General features: G+C 74.2%; 17 protein-coding genes. 6 read left to right on the top strand and 11 right to left on the bottom strand.

Going from position 1 to position 21361, the window contains the following annotated elements; translation table 11 throughout:
* Window positions 1-57 precede the first annotated feature (57 nt).
* Genes KPF47_RS17970 through KPF47_RS17955 form a run of 4 tightly spaced genes read right to left on the bottom strand, consistent with a single transcriptional unit; the run spans window position 58 to window position 4449 of the window.
* Entirely contained in the window at window positions 58-1317 is a 1260-nt protein-coding gene (locus KPF47_RS17970; RefSeq protein WP_224389888.1) for an MFS transporter, read from the bottom strand.
* Window positions 1314-2327 carry an aminotransferase class I/II-fold pyridoxal phosphate-dependent enzyme gene (locus tag KPF47_RS17965; RefSeq protein WP_224389887.1) on the bottom strand — a complete coding sequence of 338 codons (1014 nt, stop codon included), beginning with the start codon at window positions 2325-2327 and terminating at the stop codon, window positions 1314-1316. Before KPF47_RS17965 ends, KPF47_RS17970 begins: the two co-directional genes overlap by 4 nt.
* Entirely contained in the window at window positions 2324-3562 is a 1239-nt protein-coding gene (locus KPF47_RS17960) for a cytochrome P450 (RefSeq protein ID WP_224389886.1), read from the bottom strand. The genes KPF47_RS17965 and KPF47_RS17960 overlap by 4 nt, the downstream gene beginning before the upstream one ends.
* 50 nt (window positions 3563-3612) lie before the next feature.
* Window positions 3613-4449 (bottom strand): TauD/TfdA family dioxygenase, encoded by an 837-nt coding sequence (locus KPF47_RS17955; RefSeq protein WP_224389885.1) that lies wholly within the window; start codon window positions 4447-4449, stop codon window positions 3613-3615.
* A 163-nt stretch (window positions 4450-4612) separates the two neighbouring features.
* Between KPF47_RS17955 and KPF47_RS17950 the strand changes: the two genes are divergently transcribed.
* Complete coding sequence (locus KPF47_RS17950; protein WP_224389884.1) at window positions 4613-5629, top strand: methyltransferase; 1017 nt, start codon at window positions 4613-4615, stop codon at window positions 5627-5629.
* A gap of 2 nt (window positions 5630-5631) precedes the next feature.
* Here KPF47_RS17950 and KPF47_RS17945 read toward each other — a convergent pair whose 3' ends face one another.
* The 5 genes from KPF47_RS17945 to KPF47_RS17925 all read right to left on the bottom strand — a co-directional run bounded on the left by KPF47_RS17945 (window position 5632) and on the right by KPF47_RS17925 (window position 11872).
* Entirely contained in the window at window positions 5632-6972 is a 1341-nt protein-coding gene (locus KPF47_RS17945; protein ID WP_224389883.1) for an NAD(P)/FAD-dependent oxidoreductase, read from the bottom strand.
* Window positions 6969-8645, bottom strand: coding sequence for a prenyltransferase/squalene oxidase repeat-containing protein (locus KPF47_RS17940; RefSeq protein WP_224389882.1), 1677 nt, complete (start codon window positions 8643-8645; stop codon window positions 6969-6971). The genes KPF47_RS17945 and KPF47_RS17940 overlap by 4 nt, the downstream gene beginning before the upstream one ends.
* Complete coding sequence (locus KPF47_RS17935) at window positions 8642-9658, bottom strand: UbiA family prenyltransferase (RefSeq protein ID WP_224389881.1); 1017 nt, start codon at window positions 9656-9658, stop codon at window positions 8642-8644. Before KPF47_RS17935 ends, KPF47_RS17940 begins: the two co-directional genes overlap by 4 nt.
* Complete coding sequence (locus tag KPF47_RS17930) at window positions 9648-10667, bottom strand: polyprenyl synthetase family protein (protein ID WP_224389880.1); 1020 nt, start codon at window positions 10665-10667, stop codon at window positions 9648-9650. The genes KPF47_RS17935 and KPF47_RS17930 overlap by 11 nt, the downstream gene beginning before the upstream one ends.
* 284 nt (window positions 10668-10951) lie before the next feature.
* Window positions 10952-11872, bottom strand: coding sequence for a 2-hydroxyacid dehydrogenase (locus KPF47_RS17925; RefSeq protein ID WP_224389879.1), 921 nt, complete (start codon window positions 11870-11872; stop codon window positions 10952-10954).
* A 55-nt stretch (window positions 11873-11927) separates the two neighbouring features.
* Here KPF47_RS17925 and KPF47_RS17920 point away from each other — a divergent pair, with 55 nt between their 5' ends.
* On the top strand, window positions 11928-13025 hold the full coding sequence (locus KPF47_RS17920) for a sorbosone dehydrogenase family protein (RefSeq protein ID WP_224389878.1): 1098 nt from the start codon (window positions 11928-11930) through the stop codon (window positions 13023-13025).
* Window positions 13026-13129: 104 nt separating this feature from the next.
* On the opposite strand, the gene KPF47_RS17915 is transcribed toward KPF47_RS17920, so the two are convergent.
* Together KPF47_RS17915 and KPF47_RS17910 are read right to left on the bottom strand one after the other, a co-directional pair.
* Window positions 13130-13972 carry an IS5 family transposase gene (locus KPF47_RS17915; RefSeq protein WP_224386276.1) on the bottom strand — a complete coding sequence of 281 codons (843 nt, stop codon included), beginning with the start codon at window positions 13970-13972 and terminating at the stop codon, window positions 13130-13132.
* Window positions 13973-14108: 136 nt separating this feature from the next.
* Window positions 14109-14966 carry an IS5 family transposase gene (locus KPF47_RS17910; protein ID WP_224389877.1) on the bottom strand — a complete coding sequence of 286 codons (858 nt, stop codon included), beginning with the start codon at window positions 14964-14966 and terminating at the stop codon, window positions 14109-14111.
* 139 nt (window positions 14967-15105) lie between these two features.
* Here KPF47_RS17910 and KPF47_RS17905 point away from each other — a divergent pair, with 139 nt between their 5' ends.
* The 4 genes from KPF47_RS17905 to KPF47_RS17890 are packed head-to-tail and all read left to right on the top strand — an operon-like array spanning window position 15106 to window position 21355.
* Window positions 15106-18135 (top strand): glycoside hydrolase family 38 C-terminal domain-containing protein, encoded by a 3030-nt coding sequence (locus KPF47_RS17905; protein WP_224389876.1) that lies wholly within the window; start codon window positions 15106-15108, stop codon window positions 18133-18135.
* Window positions 18136-18180: 45 nt separating this feature from the next.
* On the top strand, window positions 18181-19560 hold the full coding sequence (locus tag KPF47_RS17900) for an extracellular solute-binding protein (protein WP_224389875.1): 1380 nt from the start codon (window positions 18181-18183) through the stop codon (window positions 19558-19560).
* Window positions 19557-20471: a carbohydrate ABC transporter permease gene (locus KPF47_RS17895; protein ID WP_224389874.1), complete on the top strand. Its 915-nt coding sequence runs from the start codon at window positions 19557-19559 to the stop codon at window positions 20469-20471. Before KPF47_RS17900 ends, KPF47_RS17895 begins: the two co-directional genes overlap by 4 nt.
* A complete protein-coding gene (locus tag KPF47_RS17890) occupies window positions 20468-21355 on the top strand; it encodes a carbohydrate ABC transporter permease (RefSeq protein ID WP_224389873.1) in 888 nt (295 codons plus the stop codon). The genes KPF47_RS17895 and KPF47_RS17890 overlap by 4 nt, the downstream gene beginning before the upstream one ends.
* Window positions 21356-21361 lie beyond the last annotated feature (6 nt).

Here is a 21361-nt window from a genome sequence, read left to right as displayed (position 1 = left end):
ACCGGGACGACGGCGGCGGCCCCGGGTGCCGCGCGGCCCGGATGGCGCGGGGTCGGCTCAGCGCACCGACCGGACGAACATCACCGTCACGACGGCCGCCGCCACCAGCCCCGCGGCGACCGTGTACAGCAGCGGGTAGCTGTTGCCGGAGGCGGCCAGCACGGAGACGGCGACCACCGGTGCGAGTGACTGCGAGACCGTCCCCGCGACGTTGTACAGCCCCAGCCCGAACCCGCCGTGGGTGTCGCCCTCCGGCAGCACCTCGGTCGCCAGCGCGAGGTCGACCGCCAGGAAGATGCCGTAGGCCACGAACCCGACCGAGGCGCCCAGCACGAACGTCGTGACGTCCTGCGCCAGCGCGATCAGCAGCATCGACACCGCGAACAGCGCCGCCGAGCAGCCCACCAGCACCCGGCGCCTGCCGAGCCGGTCGGACAGCCAGCCGGCCAGCGGTGACACCACGAGCTTCAGCACCGCACTGAGCGTGCTGTTCAGCGCCACCACCGAGGTCGCCACCGCGATCGTCACGCCCAGGTGGTCGGTCAGGGTGTAGAGCTGGAAGTTGAAGAAGATGTAGTAGCCGGTCAGCAGCAGGAACCGGCCGGCCCAGACGAACCCGAAGTCGCGGTAGTGCGCCAGCCGGGCGACGCGCTCGCGCCACGGGACGCGCGCGACCGCGGCGCGTGTCCCGGGTACGGCCGACCGGTCGGGCAGCACGACGAGCAGCGCCGCGGTCGTCAGCACCGCGAACGCGGCGGGGCCCAGGAACAGCGCGACGGGCTGGTTCCCCAGCCAGACCGCGCCCCAGGTGCCTGCGCTCAGCCCGGCCTGCAGGGCGACCCCGATCCAGCCGGAGACCCGGCCGCGCCGATCCGGCGGGACCTGGTCGGCGAGTACCGCGAACAGCGCCGAGAACGCCAGGTTGAGGAACAGCGACGCGATCGACCAGCCGAGGACCATCCCCCAGCGCTCCGGGACCAGCGCGATCACCAGCAGGCCCGCGACCCCGCCCAGCAGACCCAGCACCAGCCACGGACGGCGACGGCCCCAGCGGGAGACGGTGCGGTCGCTGAGCCAGCCGCCCAGCGGCTGCGCGACCGAGGCGAACACCGTGCCGATCGCCAGGGTGGTGGCCAGGACGGCGGTCTTCTCCTCGCCGTAGAGCTGCTGGGCGCGCAGGGCCAGCGTCACCGCCACCGGGGTGGCCGTCGTCGCCATCAGCCCGGCGAACGCGAGCAGGTAGAACGGCATGAACAGCCGCGACGTCCGGGAGGCCGGTGCGGTCGTCTCCTGCCGGGTGGCCGGGCCGCCGGTCACGGGGCGGTCCCGTCCGGAGCGGGGTCGAAGCCGGCGGCCGCGGCGAGGACCGCGTCGTTGGCCGGCGGGAGGCCGGTGCTGACCCGCACCCCGAGCCCGTCCTGGTCGCGGACGGCGATCCCGGCCGCGGCGAGGTGCTCCACGAACGCCCGGCTGCGCCCGCCGAGGCGGACCCACACGAAGTTGCCGCCGCTGGGCGGCACGTCGAAGCCGAGCGCCAGCAGCCCGTCGCGGACCCGGTCGCGCTCGGCCGCCACCGCACGGCACTGCTCGCGCATCCGGTCCTCGGCGTCCATGGCGGCCAGCGCGGCCGCCTGACCGGGCGTCGGCACCCGGTAGAACAGCGTGCTGGGCCGGATCGGCGCGGTGACGTGCTCCGCGGCGACCAGGTAGCCCACCCGCAGGCCCAGCAGCCCGTGCGACTTGGAGAAGGTGCGGACCACGGCGACCCGGTCGTCGTGGGCCGCCAGGCCGAGCACGTCGGCGACCGCGTCCGGGTCGGCGAACTCGCGGTAGGCCTCGCCGCCGAGCAGCAGCACGTGCGGGGGCAGGTCGTCGAGCAGCTGCCGCACCGCCGCGGTGCCCAGCACCTCGCCGGTGGGGTTGTCCGGGTTGCAGAGCACCACGACGCGGGTGTCGTCGGTGACCGCCTTCGCCACCGCGGCGAGGTCGCTGCCGCCGGGGCCGTCCGGCACGGCGACGGCGGTCGCGCCGGTGTTGCGGATCAGCAGCGGGTACATCGCGAACGACGGCGCGGTGTGCACGACCGTCGTGCCGGGGGTGCAGTGCGCGGCGAGGAACTGCTGGAGCAGCGCCCCCGAGCCCGCGCCCGCGACGACCCGGGTCGCGGGCACCCCGAGCCGCCGGGCGAGCTCGGCGGTGAGGCCCTCGGACAGCGCGTCGAGGGTGTGGCCGATCGTGTCCAGCGACCCGGTCAGCGCCTCGCGCACCCCGGGCAGGACCGGCCAGTGGTTCTCGTTGAAGGACAGCTGGTGCACGACGGGGGTCACGGTCGTGGCTCCTGTTCCTGGTCGGGGGTGGGGCCCAGCAGCACCGGGAAGGTGCGCGGGGCGTGGACGTGCACGCTGCGCCGGAAGGTCAGCTCGTCCTCCGGTGCGGTGGCCCGCAGCTGCGGGAACCGGCCGAACAGCGCGGTGAGCGCCACGTCGGCCTCCAGCCGGACCAGCGCCGCGCCGAGGCAACGGTGGATGCCGTGGCCGAACGCGATGTGCCCGCTGGTGTCGCGGTCGGGGTCGAGCCGCGTCGGGTCCTCGAACCGGTCCGGGTCGCGGTTGGCGGCCCCGGTGGACAGGGTCACCGAGGCGCCGCGCGGGATCGCCGTCCCGCCGATCTCCATGTCCTCGGTGGCGAAGCGCAGCGAGGCGTTGAGCGCCGGCGACGCCCACCGCAGCAGCTCCTCGACCAGCGCGGGCGCGGTCTCCGGCGAGGCGAGCCTGCCCAGCGCGTCCGGCTCGCCCAGCAGCACCCGGACGCTGTTCGTCACGAACACCGCCGTCGTCTCGTGCCCGGCCATGAGCAGCAGCATCGCCATCGCGACGATCTCGATGTCGGAGAGCTGCTCACCGTCCTCCGAGGCCGCGATCAGCCCGGAGAGCAACGCGTCGTCGGGGTCGCGGCGGCGCGCGGCGACCAGGCCGCCGAGGTAGTCGGCCATCTGGTTCGACGCCCGGATCAGCTCCGGCTCGGGGCACTCGTCGATGAGCACCGTCGACCAGTGCGCGAAGTCCTCGCGGTCCAGGTCCGGCACCCCGATGAGCTCGCAGATGACCTCCATGGGCAACGGGATCGCGTACCGGGCGACCAGGTCGACCGGCTCGTCGACCGGCAGCGCGTCGAGCAGGTCGTGGGCCAGCTTCTCGACCCGCGGCCGCAGCGCCGCGATCCGCCGGGCGGTGAACGCCTGGGTCACCAGCCGGCGCAGCCGGGTGTGCTCCGGCGGGTCGAGCGAGGTCAGCATGTGCGACATCGGGGCGGGCAGCCCCGGTGGCGCCGCGGCGCGCTCGGCGGGCGGGAGCGAGGCCCGCCAGTCCTTGGCGAGGCGCTCGTCGACCAGCCCGGCCCGGACGTCGGCGTAGCGGGTGACCAGCCAGGTCGAGCCGGTCTCGAAGGTGACCTCGCGGACCGGGTGGTCCCGGCGGGCCCCGGCCAGTGCGGTGTGCGGGTCACGCCAGTAGGTCTCGAGGAACTCCTCGGATCCGGCGCCGGTCGTGGTGGTTTCGCTCATGTCGGTCTCCCCTGCTGCGGTGCCGGTCGGTGCCGGTCGGGCCGTGCCGGTCAGTCCTTGACGGCCGTCGCGCTCATCCCGGCGGCCCGGTGGTGCGGCCAGCGCGCGGGCTCGCCCTGCGGGTGGTCGCCGAGCACGGTGACCCGGCGGCCGACCCGGCGGCCGCTGTAGTCGTTCACGGCGTAGTGCTGGGTGGCCCGGTTGTCCCAGATCGCGACCCCGCCCTCGGTCCAGCGGTGGCGGCAGACCCGCTGCGGGCTCTCCGCGACGTCGAACAGGTGGGTCAGCAACGCGGTGCTCTCCCCCGGGGTCAGCTGCGGGATGCGCCGGGTGAACATCCGGTTGACGTACAGCGAGCGCCGCCCCGTGTCCGGGTGCACCCGGACGACGGGGTGCTCGGCCTCGCTGCGGTAGGAGCCGTTCGGGTGCTCGAAGACGTGCAGCGCGGTGAGCCCGTCGAGCAGCTCCCGCAGCGGGGCGGACAGCGCCTCGTAGGCCAGGTACTGGTTGCTCCACATGGTGTCGCCACCGACCTCGGGGCCCTGCACGATCTGCAGCACCGACGCGATCGGCGGGGTCGGGGAGAACGTGACGTCGGTGTGCCAGACGTCGGCCTTCGCCCCCTGGTCGGAGTCGAGGACGACGATCTCGTCGTGCCCGTCCAGCTTCGGCAGGAACGGGTGGACCTCCAGCGGTCCCAGCCGCCTGCCGAACGCCTCGTGGTCGGCCGGTCCGAGACCGGCGTTGTCGGGCAGGAACAGCACGAGGTGGTCGAGCAGGAGCCGGTGCAGGTCCGCGAACACCTCGTCGTCCACGTCGGCGAGCGCGAGCCCACGCACCTCGGCCCCCAGCGCCCCGGACACCGGACGGACGTCGAGCGAAACCATCTGGACAACCTTTCCGTACACATTGTTCGACCGCCGTACCGCGTCGGCGGAATCGGTCGGGAAATGCTGTGTCGAATTGTCACGGACCCTTGTCGGAATCCGCTCCGAACTGCCATCGTCAGTGCCGGGCCGACTGCCCCTCCCGTTCGTCGAAAGGAATTCCGTGACCAGTCCGACCACACAGGACGGCACTGCCGCTCTCGCCGCACTCGTCGATCTGGCGACCCCGTTCGCGGTGCGGACCGCGGTCGCCCTGCGGCTGCCGGAGCTGGTCCGGGACGGTCACACCGGCGTCGGCGAGCTCGCCGATGCCTGCGGTGCCGACCCCGACGCCCTCGTGCGGCTGCTCCGTCATCTCGTCTCGGCCGGGCTGTTCGCCGAGTCCGCTCCGGGCCGGTACGCGCTGACGCCGGTCTCCGAGGCGTTGCTGGACGACCGCAACGCGCTGCTGCGCGCCTGGCTCGACGCCGACGGCCCCGGCCTGCGGATGGACCTCGCCTACGGCGGGATGCTGCACGCGGTCCGCACCGGCCGCTCGGCCTACCCCGCGGTGCACGGCCGTGAGTTCTGGGCGGACTACCGCGCCGACGAGCGCCTGCGCCTGTTCTTCGGCGCGACGATGGCCGGCTTCGCCTGGCAGACCGGCCCCGAGGTCGCCGCCGGACACGACTGGGCGCCGGTCTCCACGGTGCTCGACGTGGGCGGCGGCACCGGGGCGCTGCTCCACGCCGTCCTGTCCGCCCACCCGCACCTGCACGGCGCGGTGCTCGACCTGCCGGAGGTCGCCCCGGAGGCCGAGGAGTTCCTGTCCGGGGCCGGGCTGGGCGAGCGGGCCCGCTTCGTCGGCGGCAGCTTCCTGGAGCCGCTGCCCACCGGCTACGACGTGCTGATGGTCTCCCGGGTGCTCACCGACTGGCCCGACGAGGACGCCGTCCGGATCCTGCGCCGCTGCGCCGAGGCCGTCGCGCCCGACGGCCGGGTGCTGGTGGTCGAGGTGCTGGCCGGGGAGGAGCACGCGAAGAACAACGCGTCGTTCGACCTGCAGTCGCTGACCCTGCTGGGCGGGCGGGAGCGGGCGCCGGAGGCGTTCGACGTCCTCGCGGCCGACGCCGGCCTGGTCGCCCGGGGCCGCCGGGACGGCGCGAACGGTCTGGTCGTGCTGGAGTACGCCAGGGCGTGAGGTCATCGGGCCGCCGCACCCGATCCGCGGACCGTCCGGGCCCCGCCGGGCAGCCGGGCGGCCCGCGGGTCGGGGAGCACCCAGATCTGGTGCAGGCGGTCCACCGGGCTCAGGCGCCGGATCCCGAGCCCCGACATGGTGTGCATGACCTCGTGCCGGATCCGGTCGTTGGCACCGGTCCCGGTCAGCGCCCGGTCCCCGATCCAGGACCGGCCGGTGATCATCCGGGCGGCGTTGTGGCTGGTCCGGCCGATGTGGTGCAGGTCGTGGCGACGGGCGGTGTCGAACCGGCGCAACGCGTGGTCGACGACCCCGGCCTGCAGCGAGCCGCCCTGCCGGAGCACCGCGGCCAGGGTGTGGGCGTCGGCGATCGAGCTGTTCATGCCCTGCGCCGCCATCGGGTGCACCAGGTGTCCGCTCTCCCCGACCAGGGCCAGCCCCGGCACGGTCAGCGCCGGGGCGAGCGCCCGCGACACCGGCAGCACCTGACGGTCGGCGACGCCCGCGCGGAACGCCTCGGCCACCGGGTCCAGCCCGGGGCAGCCGCGCAGCACCCGGTCGCTCCAGGCACGCAGCCCGTCCGGACCGAGACCCCGCAGCTCGTCCGCGGCGACCTGGACGTACAACCGCACCCGCCCGCCCGGGAGCGGGTACCGCAGCCGCAGCCCGCCGTCGGTCACGTAGGCGGAGAAGTCCGGCGGGACGGTGCCCGCCAGCTCGAAGGCGGCGAGCCGGTGCGGGTAGTCGCGGCGGGGTGCGGTCAGCCCGGCCTCGCGCCGCAGCCGCGAGGAGATGCCGTCGGCCGCGACGACCAGCGCGGCCGTGATCGCGGTGCCGTCGCACCGGACGCCGGTGACCCGGTCACCGGACCGGACCAGTCCCTCGACCAGCGCCCCGCGCCGTACCTCGACGCCCGGGGGCAGGGAGTCGCCGAGCGCCTGCAGGATCGTCGGGTAGTCGTGGGCCAGCAGCCAGGGCTGCGGGGTGGGCAGGTGCCCGTAGTCCAGCCGCATCCGGGGCGTCCCGTCGGCGGCGCGGGCGACCAGGTGCTCCAGCCGCAGCGCACCCGCCGCCTCCAGCCGGTCCGCCACGCCCCACTCCCGCAGGATCCCCAGGGATCCCGGCTGCAGCACCTCGCCCTTGGCGACCTGCTGCGGCTCCGGCCGCTTCTCCAGCACCAGGACCCGGTGCCCGAGCCTGCCCAGCGCACAGGCCGCGGCCAGACCGGCCACCCCCGCGCCGCACACCACCGCGTCGTAGTCGGTGTCGCGCCCGGCGGAGCCCACGATGTCGTGGCCGGCGTCGTGGCCGGCGTCATGGCCGTTCTCGTGGCCGTGGTTCACGTCAGGGCCTCCCGGTAGCGGCTGAGCGCGCGCAGGGCCATCCCGTGGGTGAACCCCGGGTTGGCGTAGCGGCTGACCCGGCGGACGTACTCGTGCACGGGCTCGGCGGGCCAGCCGCCGTCCGGCAGGCGGGCGTCCAGCAGCCACCGCACGCCCGGTTCCACCTCGGCCGGGGCCGCACCCGCGGCGAGCAGCGCCGCGACCGCCCAGCCGGTCTCCTCCACGGTGCCGGGGGCACCGTGGCCGTCGCCCCAGGAGCCGTCGGTGTTGCGGGTGCCCGCCAGCAGGGTCCGGGCCCGGACCGCGGGGCCGTCCCCGCCGCGGCCGCAGCGGGCGAAGGTCTCCAGCACCGCGGCGGTGCCCATCGTGTGCTCCCGGTACCAGACCGACTCGAAGCCGCCGCCGGGCAGCTGGGCCCGGCCCAGCCAGCGCAGCGCGCGGCGGACCCGCCGGTCGTCGGCCGGCACCCCCGCGTCGAGCAGGGCGTCCACCGCCTGCGCGGTCGTCATCGGGCAGGGTCCGCTGTTGGCGACCCTGGTGTTGCGCACGCACAGACCCCAGGAGCCGCGGGAGTCCTGCCGGTCGGTGAGCCACCCGACCCCCTCGGCCACGGCGGCGTCCTGCGCGGTGCCGGGGAGCCTGCTGAGCACCGACACGATCTCGCCCGTCTCGAGCACCGCGGGCCAGCCGCGCCCCGCGGTCCAGCCCCAGAAGCCGGGCGGGCAGCCGAAGGCGAGGAAGGGCCTGTGCTGTTGCAGGCCCAGCAGCGCTTCCCGGGAGGCGACCAGGCGCTCGTCGGTGCCGTAGCCGGCCTCGACCAGGCCGCGCACCGCGTACATCGTCCAGGCCGCGTCCAGCGGGGTCGTGGCCCACGAGCCGTCCGGGTGCATGGACCGGCGCAGCCAGCCGACGGCGGCGTCCACCATGTCCTGGCCGAGGCCGGCGCGGGCCAGCCCGGTGCAGACCAGGCCGGTCACCCAGGCGTCCTCGGACCAGGATCCGGCGGACCCCTCGTGCTCGTAGGCCTGGCGGATCACGCGCAGCGCGTTCGGCTCGGCCAGCCGGGACAGCGTGCGCTGCACCCGGGTCAGCGGGCGGTGTCGGGTCTGGGCGAGCCCCAGTGCCGAGGCCATCGGCAGCCGCAGGTCGAACAGCCGCCGGTAGAGGCCGGGCAGCAACGCCAGCTCCAGCGGGAACCGGCGCATGTCGGCCGGGGCGATCCAGCCGACGAACCCGTAGAACTGCCGGCACCAGAGCACGACCTCCGGGTGCGGGATCGCCTCGAGGCCGCCGTAGCGCTCCATCCACCGCCGCCCGGCCGCGACCTGTTCGGCGGACCCGGCCGGGTCGACGAGGTGCAGCGCGGCGGCCGACACGGCGGTCGGGCCCGGCTCCGCGGGCAGACCGGGCACCATCGCCCAGCCACCGTCCTCGGTCCGGGTGCGGCGCAGGCGGTCGGCCCCGGCGGCGATCAGGTCGGCGGCGCCGCCGGGATCGGCGAAGTGCAGCGCGGTGATGGCACCCGCCGTGGCGAGTGTGGACCGCAGGCTCGCGGCGCCGTAGTCGAACACGCCGTCCGCACGGCGCGACCGCAGCAGTGCCTCGGCCCCTCCCGCGATCGCCTCCGACACCTCGTCGGCGAGCCGGCCGGTCCCGGCGTGGGCCGGTGTCATGGTGTGTCCTCTCCGTTCCCGGCGTCGGCCGGGAACTCGTGCCGGGCCCGCATCCGGGCCTGCATGACCAGCGATGTGACGACCGCGGGCAGCACGACCGCCTCGGCGACGAGCGGGCCCGCGGCACCCGCGACGACGGCGCCCGCGAGCAGCAGCCGCTCGGCGACCAGCACCTCGTGGGAGAGCAGCGCGCGACGCGGTGTCACCGTGCCGGGACGCACCACGACGAAGGCGCCCCCGCCGACGAGCACCGCCAGCGCCAGCCCGCCGAGCTGGGCCGCGGGCCGGTCCGCGACGGCGGCGCCCACCCCGACCGCGACCATCGCCGCCAGCCAGAGCGCGGCGGCCGCCCGGACCGCCGTCGACGTGCCGTGCCGGACCGGCACCGACCGGTAGCCGCCCGCGCGGTCGCCGTCGACGTCGCGCACCGTCCCGATGAGGTTGGACGCGGTGTCGTGCAGGGCGAAGCCCAGCGCGGCGGGCAGCAACGCCCAGGGGGGCCACGGAGCGACGGCCATCGCGCCCACCACCATCGCGAGCGCGGACAGCACGCCGCGGTTGAGGTTGCCGGCCAGCCCCCGCTGCTTGAACAGCCTGCTGTAGGTGATGATCCCGACGATCGCGCAGGCGAACACCGGCAGCGTCCGCCAGTTCGCCACGGTCGTCAGCACCAGCGAGCCGGCGACGCAGGCGATGCCGCAGGTGAGCGCGGCCCGGGGGGTGAGCCTGCCGGACGGGATGGGGCGGTGCGGCTTGGCGATCGCGTCCAGGTCACGGTCGAAGTAGTCACCGAGGTAGTGCCCGGCCAGCCAGCCGAGCACCGGGGCCAGCACCGCGACGGCGAGCGCGCCCGGGGAGCGGCCACCCGCCACCAGCGCCCCGGCCAGCCCCAGCAACGCCGGGTGCCAGGTGGTGTACGGCCGCCAGGTCTCCCAGTGCGCCTGCCAGGTCCCCCCGCCCCACCGCGGAGCCGCACGGGCGTCGGCGCGCAGGGTGCGCCCGTCAGCGGTCACGGTCGACAGCGATCGCGGCGATCCCGGCGAGCCGGCCCGCCGCCTCGTCCCCGGGGAGCTCCCCGAGGCGGGCCACGGCCCGGTCGGCCTGGTCCCGTGCGCCGCCGCGCGCCGCGTCCCAGATCCCCGGCGCGGTCACCGCCGAGCGGAGCATCCCGTGCGCCTCGGCCGGGCCGAGGGCCCCGGACAGGGCGGTCTCCACCCTCCGGCGCACACCGGGGTCACCGTCCCGGTGCGCCAGCAGGACCGGCCAGGTGGGCCGGAGGTTGGCGGCGTCGCTGGTCGCCGGCTTGCCCGTGACCGACGCGTCGTCGAGGTAGGGCAGCAGGTCGTCGAACAGCTGGAACGCGATCCCGGTGTGGTGTCCGTAGTCCCCGAGCAGGTCGACCTGCCCGGGGGTCCCGCCGCCGAGCGCGGCACCCGCCCGGCAGGCCCCCCGGAACAGGGCGCCGGTCTTGAGCGCGGCCACCTCGAGGTAGTCGGCCAGGGTGCTTCCCGGACGGCCGGGCCCCGGCGCGACGAGCTGGGACTCCTGGACCTGTCCGCGACACAGGTCGCTCCCGGCACGGGCCAGCTCGGCGACCGCCGTGACGACGGCCTCGGGCGGGGCCGAGCACTCGGCGACGACGGCGAACACGTCGAACAGCAGCGCGTCACCGGTCACGATCGCGTCCGGGACGCCGTAGCGGGCGTGCACCGACGGCCGGCCACGACGCAGGTCGTCGTTGTCGATGATGTCGTCGTGCACCAGGGACGCGACGTGCAGGTGCTCGACCGCCGCGGCGGCGGGGAGCACGTCCTCACGCCGACCGCCGACGGCCTCCGCCGCCGTGAGGAGCATGAGCGGCCGGAGGAGCTTGCCCGGTGCGAGCAACGCGTAGCGGGTCATCTCGTCGAACCGGGCCCCGGTGTCCGGACGACGCTCGGCGAGCGCGGAACGGACGAGACCACGGGCTCCCGTGGCGTCCCGGGCGGCGTCGCCGTCGGTGAGCGACGGCGCCCGGCTCACAGTGCCCGGCACAGGGCAGGTCTCCGACGGTTCCTCGTCGAGCACGGCGGGCGAGTGGTCCGGATCATCACGCAGAACCTCCCCGAGAGCGGCACAGGCACGATCGGTGCTGTGTCAGCCGGTGAAACGCGGCCCGAACGTACGATTACGTCCGAAACCACGCAAGCGCTTCCGTCGCAGGCCGGAATTCGCTTACCAGCCGGACTCCGGTGTTTTTACCGGATTCTGCGAGCGGTCCTTTCCACCGTCGCCGACCCTGCCCTCGGGGGCACGAGCGGTTCCCCTCAGTACGCCCCGGTCACCAGGTTCGGGGGCTCCTCGCCCCGGACGAACGCGGCCAGCTGCTCGGCCGCGACGCCGTAGGCCCGGCGCATCGCCATCGGCACGGTCCCCCCGACGTGCGGGGTCAGGAGGAGGCCGGGTGCCGACCAGAGCGGGTGCCCCGGCGGCAGCGGCTCGGGGTCGGTGACGTCGACGGCGGCCCGGATGCGCCCCGAGGTCAACTCGGCGAGGAGCGCGTCGGTGTCGACCACCGGACCGCGGGCACCGTTGACCAGCAGCGACCCGTCGGGCATGGCGGCGAGGAACTCGGCGTCGACCAGGCCACGGGTCTCGTCGGTCAGCGGGACGATGAGGACCGTCGCGTCGTGCTGCGGCAGCAGGTCGGGCAGCTCCTCCCACCCGTGGACACCGTCGCGGGCCGTCCGCCCGACCAGCGTCGTCTCCACCTCGAACGGTTCCAGGCGGGCGCGGGTCTTCTGGCCGACGTCCCCCGCGCCGACGATCAGGATCTTCTTGCCGGCCAGCTCCTCGGTCTGGTGGTAGTCCCACTCCCCGCGGTCCTGGGCACGCACGAACCGGTCCAGGTGGCGGTAGACGGCGAGCACCACCGACACCACCCACTCGGCGGTGGCCCCACCGTGCGCGCCGCGACCGTCGGACAGGGCGACGCCCTCGGGCAGCCGCCCGATCCACGTCTCGGCCCCGGCGGTGAGCAGCTGCACCAGCTCCAGGTCCGGGACCTGCTCGATGATCCCGACCACGTCGGAACCGGCGAGGAACGGCGCGACCAGCGCGCGGGCGTGGGCCGCCTCGCCGGGCATCGGCCCCTCCGGGTCGTAGACGACCGGGACGAGCCCGTCCACATCGGACAGGATCTCGGCTCCGACGGCGTGCGGCACCAGGACGGTCACGGGGCTGCTCATGACGACCGACCGTACTCACCGGGCACTCACCTCGTGGGGCCTAGCCTGGCTCCCCGTGACCGCCCGGCTGCTGCTGATCGTCGCGACACTCGTCGTGCTGCTGAGCGGCTGTGCCACCTTCCCCGACACCGGCTCCCGCGAGTGGCGGCCCCAGGCCGAGGGCGAGGGCGAGCTCGGCGGACCGCCCCGGGTCGCCCCCGAGGAGCAGCCACCGCCGTCGAGCCCGGCCCCGTCCCCGCAGCAGCAGGGACCCGCGGCCGACCCACAGCCCTGCGTCGACCCGGATCCGCAGGTCGTGGCCGCGTGCCTCGGACCGGTCGGGGCGGTCGCGGTACTCCCGCAGGGCGACCGCGCCCTCGTCGCCGAGCGCCGGACCGGGCGGGTGCTGGAGGTCCGCCGGGGCGCCACCCCGCAGCCGGTCGCGACGGTGCCGGTCGACCCGGCGGGCGGGCTGACCGGGCTGGTCCTGTCCCCCGGCTACGCGGAGGACCGGCTGCTGTACGCCCTGTCCGAGGGCCGGGTCTGGCGGATCGCGCCCGGCGAGGCGCCCAAGCCGGTGCTCGAGGGGCTGCCGCCGGGCGGGTCGCTGGCCGCCGACGCCGACGGGTCGTCGCTGCTGGTCGCCACCCCTGCGGGGGCGGGACCGCTCGCCGGGGCGGTGCTGCGGATCGACACCCTGGGCCGCCCGGCCCCGGGCAACCCCGACCGCGCCTCTCCGGTGCTGGCCCGCGGGCTCACCGCGCCGGGCGGGGTGTGCGTCGACCCGGCGGCACGGACCATCTGGGTCACCGACCGCACGGCCGGGCGCGACGTGCTCCACCGCGTCGCCCCGGGCGCGCTCGGCGCGCCGGCCTGGACCTGGCCGGACCGTCCCGGCGTCGCCGGGTGCACGGTCCTGCCCGGTGCGGTCGTCGTCGCCCAGAGCACCGGGAAGGCGCTGTTCGTGCTCAACCCGGGCCCGGAGGGCACCTTCACCGGCGACCCGAAGCCGGTACTGGAGGGCACCTACGGCCGGATCGGCCCGGTCACCCTCGCCCCGGACGGCCTGCTGTGGCTGGGGACGGTGAACCGCGACGGCGGCGCCCCCGGCGCCACGGACGACCGGGTCGTGCGCATCCAGCCGCCGACCGGCGGCGGCGCCAGCGCCATCTGAGACGCCCCGGAGCCGCGGTCGCCCCGCGCACCGCCCGGCGACGGCACCCTTGTGATCAATTCTTCCATCGTTTTTACTAAGAGGTCGCGCGGATTGGTTGGTGATCATGGACGTCGTGCAGGTCGGGCGTTCCAGCGGTGTGTGGTCCAGGCCTGCCGAATCAAGCTACGGAGTGTGACGATCGTGTCGGCGAGGTCGAAGAACGCGTCGACGACGATTTCTCGTCGTTCGTAGCAGCGCTGCAGCCGGTTGAAGCTGTTGTGCCAAGCGTTGGTCCGCTCGACGTGCCAGCGGCGGGTGGCCTGGATCGGCGCTTTCTCACCCTTGTGCGCGATCTCGCCGTGCAGGCCTCGTTCGGCCAGCGTGTCGCGGGTCTTGCCGGAGTCATAGCCGGCGTCGAGGTGCACGGTGATGTCGTCGGGCAGCGGGCCGAGAGCATCGAGGCGGTCGAGGGTGGGGCCCAGTAGCGGGGAGTCGTGCCGGTTGGCTCCGGCCAGGACTCGGCCCAGCGGGATGCCGTATCCCTCGACGAGCACCGAACGTTTCATACCCTGTTTGCGCCGGTCCACCGGCGACGGACCGGCGACCTCGCCGCCGCCGGGGGCCTTGGTGATGGCGCCATCGACGGCGATGTCGTGCAGCAGCAGACCGACGATGCGGTCGTAGGCGTCCAGGACGATCCGACGCAGCTGGGCGAAGACCCCGAGCCTGATCCACTCGTCACGACGATCGCGGATGGTGGTCGCCGAGCAGGTGCTGTCAGCGATGCCCTCATACGAGCAGCCGAACCGCAGTACCTGCAGGAGCTTGTCGAACACGATCCGATCCGCGATCCGGCGGCGATGGCAGCCCAGCGGATGGGTGGGATCGAACTCGTCTCGATGAGGCAGCAGCGCGGTGAACTGGTCCCACAACGGCTCGGTCAGCCATGATGGCAGGGTGGGCACGCGGCCTCCAGACGATCACGAAGCGTAGATAACTTCATGATCGGCAGGCCCGTACCCGCCCTCGCCCCCAGACACTCGACCGCGGCCAAGCTGTGACCAATCCGCGCGACCTCTAAGAGCGCCCGGCGATTGATGGTTATCGGAGTCGACGGGTCGTGGGTCGGGTTGTCCAGCGGTAGCGGCTGCGGGCACGGTTGATCAGCCGGCGGATCACGGTGAGCGCGGCGGCGAGGTCGAGGTAGAACTCGACGATGATCTTCCGGCGATCGGTGAACCGGCGCAGCTTGCCGTAGCCGTTCATCCAGGAATGGGTGCGCTCGACCGGCCACCGCTTACCGACCTGGATCGGGGCGGGCCGGCCCTTGGTGGCGATCTGTGCGTCGAACCCGAGTCGTTCGAGCAGATCGCGGGTCTTGCCTGAGTCATAGCCCCGGTCCAGGTGCAGGCACGGTCGCTCGGGCAGCGGCCCGATCATGTCGTAGATCCCGATCAGGGTCGGTTTCAGCAACGGCGAGTCGTGGTCATTGGCGCGGGCGCTGATCAGGTGCAGCGGGATCCCCGCACCGTCGCAGACCACGGAGCGTTTGGTGCCCTGTTTGCCCCGGTCGACCGGGTTACAGCCGGCGACCTCGCCACCGCAGGGAGCCTTGGTGATCGCTCCGTCGGCAGACAGATCGTCGAGGTCGAGACCGATCATCTGGTCATAGCCGGCCAGCGCGGCCCGAAGGACCTGCTCCCCGACGCCGGCGGCGGCCCACTGGGCGAGACGGCGGCGGATCGTGCGGTCCGAGCAGCCGGGGGTGGCGATGCGTTCGTAGCCGCTGCCGTGCACCAACGCCGCGAGCACGTGCTCGAACACCAGGCGGTCGGGGATACGGCGGCGGTGACATCCCCACGGATGGGCCGGGTCGAACTCCGGGCGCCGCTCTGCCTCGATCAGGGCAGCGAACTCGACCCAGAGGGGGTCGATCAGCGATTCTGGCAATAGAGGCACGGACCCTCCAGGCGACCATCAGGACATCAGCAATCCCATGATCACTTGCAGGTCCGTGTCTCTACCAACACCGACACACGGCCACCTCTACTGCCGGACGCTCTAACTGTGGCACCGTCGCCCACCGCCTGGAGAGTTCGTGCACGACCGGACCCGCTTCGTCGTCGACCGCCTGCGCCGCTTCCGCTCCGAGCACCTGGCGCGGTCCCGGTACCGGGACGCCCGGCCGCTGGAGGTCACCGCCTGGGAGGCCCCGGGCGAGCCCGTCGGGTTCGCCGAGGCCGCCGCGCAGACCTACACCCCGTTCCCGGTCGGCCGTGGCCACCTCTCGGCGTGGGGACGGCCGTGGAGCACCGTGTGGTTCCGCGCCACCGGCGTCGTGCCCGCGGACTGGCGGGACGTGCCGGGGACGCGTGTGGAGGCCGTCGTGGACCTGGGGTTCGGCACCGCGAACCCGGGCTTCCAGGCCGAGGGCACCGTCTGGAGCCCGGACGGACGCATCGTCAAGGGCATCGAGCCGCGCAACGCCTGGGTGCCCGTCACCGGGCAGACCGTCGACCTGTTCGTCGAGGCCGCCGCCAACCCGCACATCTCCGAGCACGGCTGGTTCGTCCCGACCCCGCTCGGGGACCCCGCGACCGCGGGCACGGAGCCGCTCTACACCCTGCGCCGGGTCGACGTGGCGCTGCTGGACGAGACCGTCTGGGAGCTCGACCAGGACCTGACGGTGCTGCAGGGCTGGCTGGACCGGCTCGACCCCGACACCGCGCGGCACGCGCTGATCGTGTCCGCGGTCGAGGACGCCCTGGACGCGATCGACCCGCGCGATCTCACGACGACGGCCGGGTGGGCCCGCGAGCGGCTCGCCCCGGCGCTCGCCGCACCGGCGCACGCCAGCGCACACCGGGTCGTCGCGACCGGGCACGCACACATCGACTCGGCGTGGCTCTGGCCGACCCGGGAGACCGTCCGCAAGTGCGCGCGCACCTTCTCCAACGTGCTGACCCTCGCCGAGGCCGACCCCGGGCTGCGCTTCTCCTGCTCCTCGGCCCAGCAGTACCGGTGGGTGCGCGACACCTACCCCGAGCTGTACGCCCGGCTCCGGGACGCCGTCGCCGCCGGGACGTTCGTGCCGGTCGGGGGCATGTGGGTGGAGTCGGACACGAACATGCCCGGCGGCGAGGCGCTGGCCCGCCAGCTGGTGGAGGGCAAGCGGTTCTTCCTCGACGAGTTCGGTGTGGAGCCGCTCGAGGGGTGGCTGCCGGACTCGTTCGGCTACACCGCCGCGCTGCCGCAGCTGGTCCGCGCGGCCGGCTCCCGCTGGTTCCTCACCCAGAAGATCTCCTGGAACGACACCAACCGGATGCCGCACCACACGTTCCTGTGGGCGGGCCTCGACGGCAGCCGGGTGTTCACCCACTTCCCTCCGGTCGACACCTACAACTCCGAGCTGACCGCCGACGAGCTCGACCGTGCCCAGCGCCAGTACCGGGAGAAGGGCCGCGCCGGGGTGTCGCTCGTGCCGTTCGGGCACGGCGACGGCGGCGGCGGGCCCACCCGGGAGATGCTCGCCCTGGCCCGCCGCCAGGCCGATCTGGAAGGCGCGCCGCGGGTGCGGATCGGCACCTCGCGGGAGTTCTTCACCGAGGCCGAGGCCGACTACCCGGACCCGCCGGTCTGGTCGGGCGAGCTGTACCTGGAGTACCACCGCGGCACCTATACCTCGCAGGCCCGCACCAAGCAGGGCAACCGGCGCAACGAGCACCTGCTGCGCGAGGCCGAGCTGTGGGCCGCGACCGCGACCGTGCGCACCGGGGTGCCCTACCCTGCCGACGACCTCCGGCGGCTGTGGCAGAAGGTGCTGCTCCTGCAGTTCCACGACATCCTGCCCGGCAGCTCCATCGCCTGGGTGCACCACGACGCCGAGCGCGACCACGCCGCCGTCTCCGCCGAGCTGGAGACGATCGTCGACGGTGCGCTGGCCCCCCTGGCCGGGGACGGGGACGTCGTGCTGCGGGCCAACGCCGGTCCGTACGCCCTGCACGGCGTGCCCTCGCTGGGGATCGGCCCGGCCGCGACACCCGCCGGACCGGACGTGACCGTCGAGCGCGTCGGCGACGGGCACCGGATCGGGAACGGGCGGCTGTCGGTGCTCGTCGGCGACGACGGCCGGGTGCACGCCCTCGACGACCTCGACGCCGGCCGGGCGGTCCTCTCCCCCGGCGCCACCGCGGGCCTGCAGCTGTTCCAGGACATCCCCAACGAGTGGGACGCCTGGGACGTCGACCGGCACTACCGCCGCGTCGAGACCGGGCTGCCGGGGGCCACGTCGGTCGAGCCGGTCCCGGGCGGGGTGCGCACCGTCGTCGCCGTCGGGGACAGCACGATCACCACCGACTGGTCCCTCGACCGCGGCGGCCGGTCCCTGCAGGTACGGGTGCACGCGGACTGGCAGGAGCGCCAGAAGCTCCTCAAGCTCGCGTTCCCGCTCGACGTGCACGCCGAGCGGGCGACCTCGGAGATCCAGTTCGGACACCTGCACCGGCCGCTGCACGCCAACACCTCGTGGGACGCGGCCCGGTTCGAGACCTGTGCGCACCGGTTCGTGCACGTCGGTGAACCCGGCTACGGCGTCACCGTCGCGAACGAGGCCACCTACGGCCACGACATCACCCGCGACACCCGGCCCGGGCCGGACGGCACCGCAGCGGGGACGACCACGCTGCTGCGGCTGTCGCTGCTGCGGGCCCCGCAGTTCCCGGACCCGCAGGCCGACTCCGGCGAGCACGTCCTGCGGTGCACGCTCACCCCGGGAACCGACATCCCCGACGCGGTCCGCGAGGGCTACCGGGTCGCGCTGGGCACCCGCGAGGTCACCGGGTCCGGCCCGGTCGAGCCGCTCGTGACCGTCGACGACGACGGCACCGGCGCCGTCGTGGTCGAGGCGGTCAAGCTCGCCGACGACGGCTCGGGTGACGTGGTCGTGCGGCTCTACGAGGCGCACGGAGGCCGGGCCCGCGCGGTGCTGCGGCCCGGCTTCGACTGCGCCGGCGCCGTCGAGACCGACCTGCTCGAACGCACCCTCGACACCCCGCGCGCGCTGGGCGGGGACCTCCGGCTCGACCTGCGCGCGTTCCAGATCGTCACGGTGCGCCTGACCCGCACCTGATCCCCTGCTCCGCCCTCGCAACGACGCGAAAGGACGGTCCGCCCGATGACCCCACCACCCCCCGGCGGGTTCTCCCGGCGCACGCTCCTGGCCGCGGGCGGTGCCCTGCTCGCCGCTCCGGTGCTCGGCGCGTGCGGCGCCGAGGCCCGGGCCCCGGGAGCGCTGCGGGTGACCTACCAGCAGTGGGGGTCGGCCCGGGCGGTCGGTGACTACATCGAGGGCGCCGCCGCGGAGTTCATGGCAGCGCGTCCCGGCACCTCGGTGGACGTCGTCGGGCTGGTGGCGGCCGAGAACGACTTCTTCACCAAGAACGAGCTCATGATGGCCTCCGCGCGGACCACGCCGGACATCGCCTACGAGGACACCTTCATCCTCAAGGCCGACATCGCCGCCGGCTACCTGCGCCCGCTGGACGACTACGTCTCCCGCTGGCCGCTGTGGGACGCCTACGTCGACGTCGCCAAGGACGCCGTCACCGGGGAGGACGGGAAGGTCTACGGCATCCCGGGACCGACCGACACCCGCGGGATCTGGTACCACCGCGGCGTCCTGGCCGCCGCCGGGATCGTGGCGCCGTTCCGGCCCCGGACCTGGGACGACCTGCTCACCGCGGCGCGGGCGGTCCGCGACCGGGTCCCCGACGCCGTGCCCCTCGTCCTCTACTCCGGCAAGGCGCAGGGCGAGAAGGCCAGCATGCAGGGACTCCAGATGCTGTTCAACGGCACCGACTCGGTCCTCTACGACCGGACCTCCCGGCGGTGGACGACCGGTGCCGCCGGGATGCGCCAGGCGCTGGGGTTCCTGCACACCGTGTTCGGGGAGGGCCTCGGCCCGCCGCTGCAGGCCGCGCTCGACCCGAACCTCACCGAGACCGTCTACACGTCGTGGATGCCGGAGGGGAGGGTCGGCATGGTCGTCGACGGCAACTGGATCGCCCAGAACTGGGACCCGGGCGCGTCCGGCGCCTGGCCGGAGTGGTCGCAGACGATGGACCTGGCCCGGATGCCCACCCGGCGCGGGCAGGGCCGGGGTTTCGTGACCCTGTCCGGGGGCTGGGCGTGGTCGCTGCCGCGGCTGGCCCCCGACCCGGACCTCGCCTGGGAGCTGCTGCAGACGCTGATGTCCACCGAGAACGCGCTGCGGTGGACCGTCGCCGAGGCCAAGCTGGCCAACCGCAGCGACGTGATGGAGCACCCCGGCTACGACGGCTACTCCCCCGCCGCCCCCTTCTTCACCGACCTCGTCCCGCACGCCGACTACCGGCCCGCGACGGCGCCGTACCCGCAGATCTCCTCGGCGATCCAGGCGGCGACCGAGGACGTCATGACCGGGCAGCTGGGTCCCGAGGCCGCGGCCGACGCCTACGACGCCGCGCTCGTCGACATAGTGGGCGTCGAGCAGACCGCACCGGAGGTGCGCCCGTGACCGCCCTCGCCGGGCGGCGGGCCACCGCCCGCGGTCCCGCGCCGCTGCGCCGCAGCCTGCTGCGGGGCGGGCCGATCGTGCCGGCCGTCGTCCTGCTGGTGCTGTTCCTCGCCGGCCCGGTCCTCTACAGCGTCTACCTGGCCTTCACCAACCGGGCGCTGCGCGGGGACGGCGCGGACACGACCGCGTTCGTCGGGCTCGGCAACTTCACCGACGCGCTCACCTCGCCGGAGTTCTGGAACTCCGCCGGGCTCACCCTGGTCTTCACCGTGGTGTCGGCGATCATCGGGCAGAACCTGCTCGGCCTGGCGCTGGCCCTGCTGATGCGCAACGCCTCGCGACCGGTGGGCGCGGTGACCGGCGCGGTCGTGGTCGGGGCGTGGATCCTGCCCGAGGTCGTCGTCGGCTACCTCTGGTACACCTTCCTCGCCGGGGACGGCTCGCTGAACGCCCTGCTCGGGCTGGTCGGGCTGCCCGAGCAGGAGCTGCTCGTCGCGTGGCCGATCATCGCGGTGTCCTTCGCCAACATCTGGCGCGGGACGGCCTTCACGATGCTCGTCTACACCGCCGCACTCGCCGAGATCCCGCGCGAGGTCGAGGAGGCGGCGATGATCGACGGTGCCCGGCCCGTGCAGCGCTTCTTCTCCCTGACGCTGCCGCTGATCCGCCGTGCCGTGGCGACGAACCTGATGCTGATCACCCTGCAGACGCTGTCGGTGTTCGGCCTGATCTACGTCATGACCGGCGGCGGGCCCGGCACCTCCAGCCAGACGCTGCCGCTGCACATGTACGAGCAGGCCTTCTCCTACGGACAGCTCGGCTACGGCACCGCGGTGGCCCTGCTCCTGCTGGTCCTCGGCGGGATCGCCTCGCTCGCCTACCTGCGCCTGCTCGCCACGGAGGACGCATGACCGCCACCGCGCACCGTCCACCGCCGGCCGGCTCCGCCGTCCCGGCCCCCGCACCGGACCCCGCCCGGCGCCGGCGCGGACCGCGCCCCGCCGACGTCGTGCTGGTCGCGATCGCGGCGTTCTTCTGCATCCCGCTGGCCTGGGTGGTCCTGGCCTCGTTCGACGCGGAGGCCTCGCTCGCCGTGGCGTGGCCCGCGACGCCGACCCTGGACAACTACGCCGCCGTGCTCGACACCGAGACCACGTTCCGCCCGATGTGGAACTCGGTGGTGCTCTGCGGTGGCGCCACACTGGTCACCGTGGTGTGCGCGGTGCTCGCCGCCTACCCGCTGTCCCGCTACCGCAGCCGGGCGAGCCGGCCCTTCCTGCTGACGATCGTGTTCGCCACCGGGCTGCCGATCACCGCGATCATGATCCCGGTCTACGCGCTGTTCGTGCAGGTGAACCTCATCGACTCGATGCCGGCGGCGGTGCTGTTCCTGGCGACGTCGGCGCTGCCGTACGCGATCTTCCTGACCACGGGCTTCATGGACGGCGTGCCGGTCGAGATCGAGGAGGCCGCGTGGGTCGACGGCGCCAGCATGCTGCGCACGCTGTGGGAGGTCGTGCTGCCCATGATGCGTCCGGGCGTCGCCGTCGTCGCGATCTTCACGCTGGTCCAGACCTGGGGCAACTTCTTCGTCCCGTTCATGCTGCTGCTCTCGCCGGACAAGCTGCCCGCCGCGGTCAGCCTGTTCACCTTCTCCTCGCAGTACGGCCAGGTCGCCTACGGTCAGCTCGCCGCCTTCTCGATCCTCTACTCCGCCCCGGTGGTGGTGCTGTACCTGCTGCTGGGCCGCCGGCTCGGGTCCGGGTTCGCGGCCGCGGGCGGGCTGAAGGGCTGACCGGCC

Origin of the sequence: Pseudonocardia sp. ICBG1293, assembly GCF_020131355.1 — a bacterium.
Classification (GTDB): Bacteria; Actinomycetota; Actinomycetes; order Mycobacteriales; family Pseudonocardiaceae; genus Pseudonocardia.
Note: the sequence above shows the minus strand (reverse complement) of the source record. Positions and strands in the feature narration are given on the sequence as shown.

Coding starts and splice junctions, on each gene's coding strand:
- KPF47_RS17890 (WP_224389873.1), top strand. CDS start 20,468: ATGACCGCCACCGCGCACCGTCCACCGCCGGCCGGCTCCGCCGTCCCG.
- KPF47_RS17940 (WP_224389882.1), bottom strand. CDS start 8,645: ATGACACCGGCCCACGCCGGGACCGGCCGGCTCGCCGACGAGGTGTCG.
- KPF47_RS17925 (WP_224389879.1), bottom strand. CDS start 11,872: ATGAGCAGCCCCGTGACCGTCCTGGTGCCGCACGCCGTCGGAGCCGAG.
- KPF47_RS17960 (WP_224389886.1), bottom strand. CDS start 3,562: ATGAGCGAAACCACCACGACCGGCGCCGGATCCGAGGAGTTCCTCGAG.
- KPF47_RS17955 (WP_224389885.1), bottom strand. CDS start 4,449: ATGGTTTCGCTCGACGTCCGTCCGGTGTCCGGGGCGCTGGGGGCCGAG.
- KPF47_RS17900 (WP_224389875.1), top strand. CDS start 18,181: ATGACCCCACCACCCCCCGGCGGGTTCTCCCGGCGCACGCTCCTGGCC.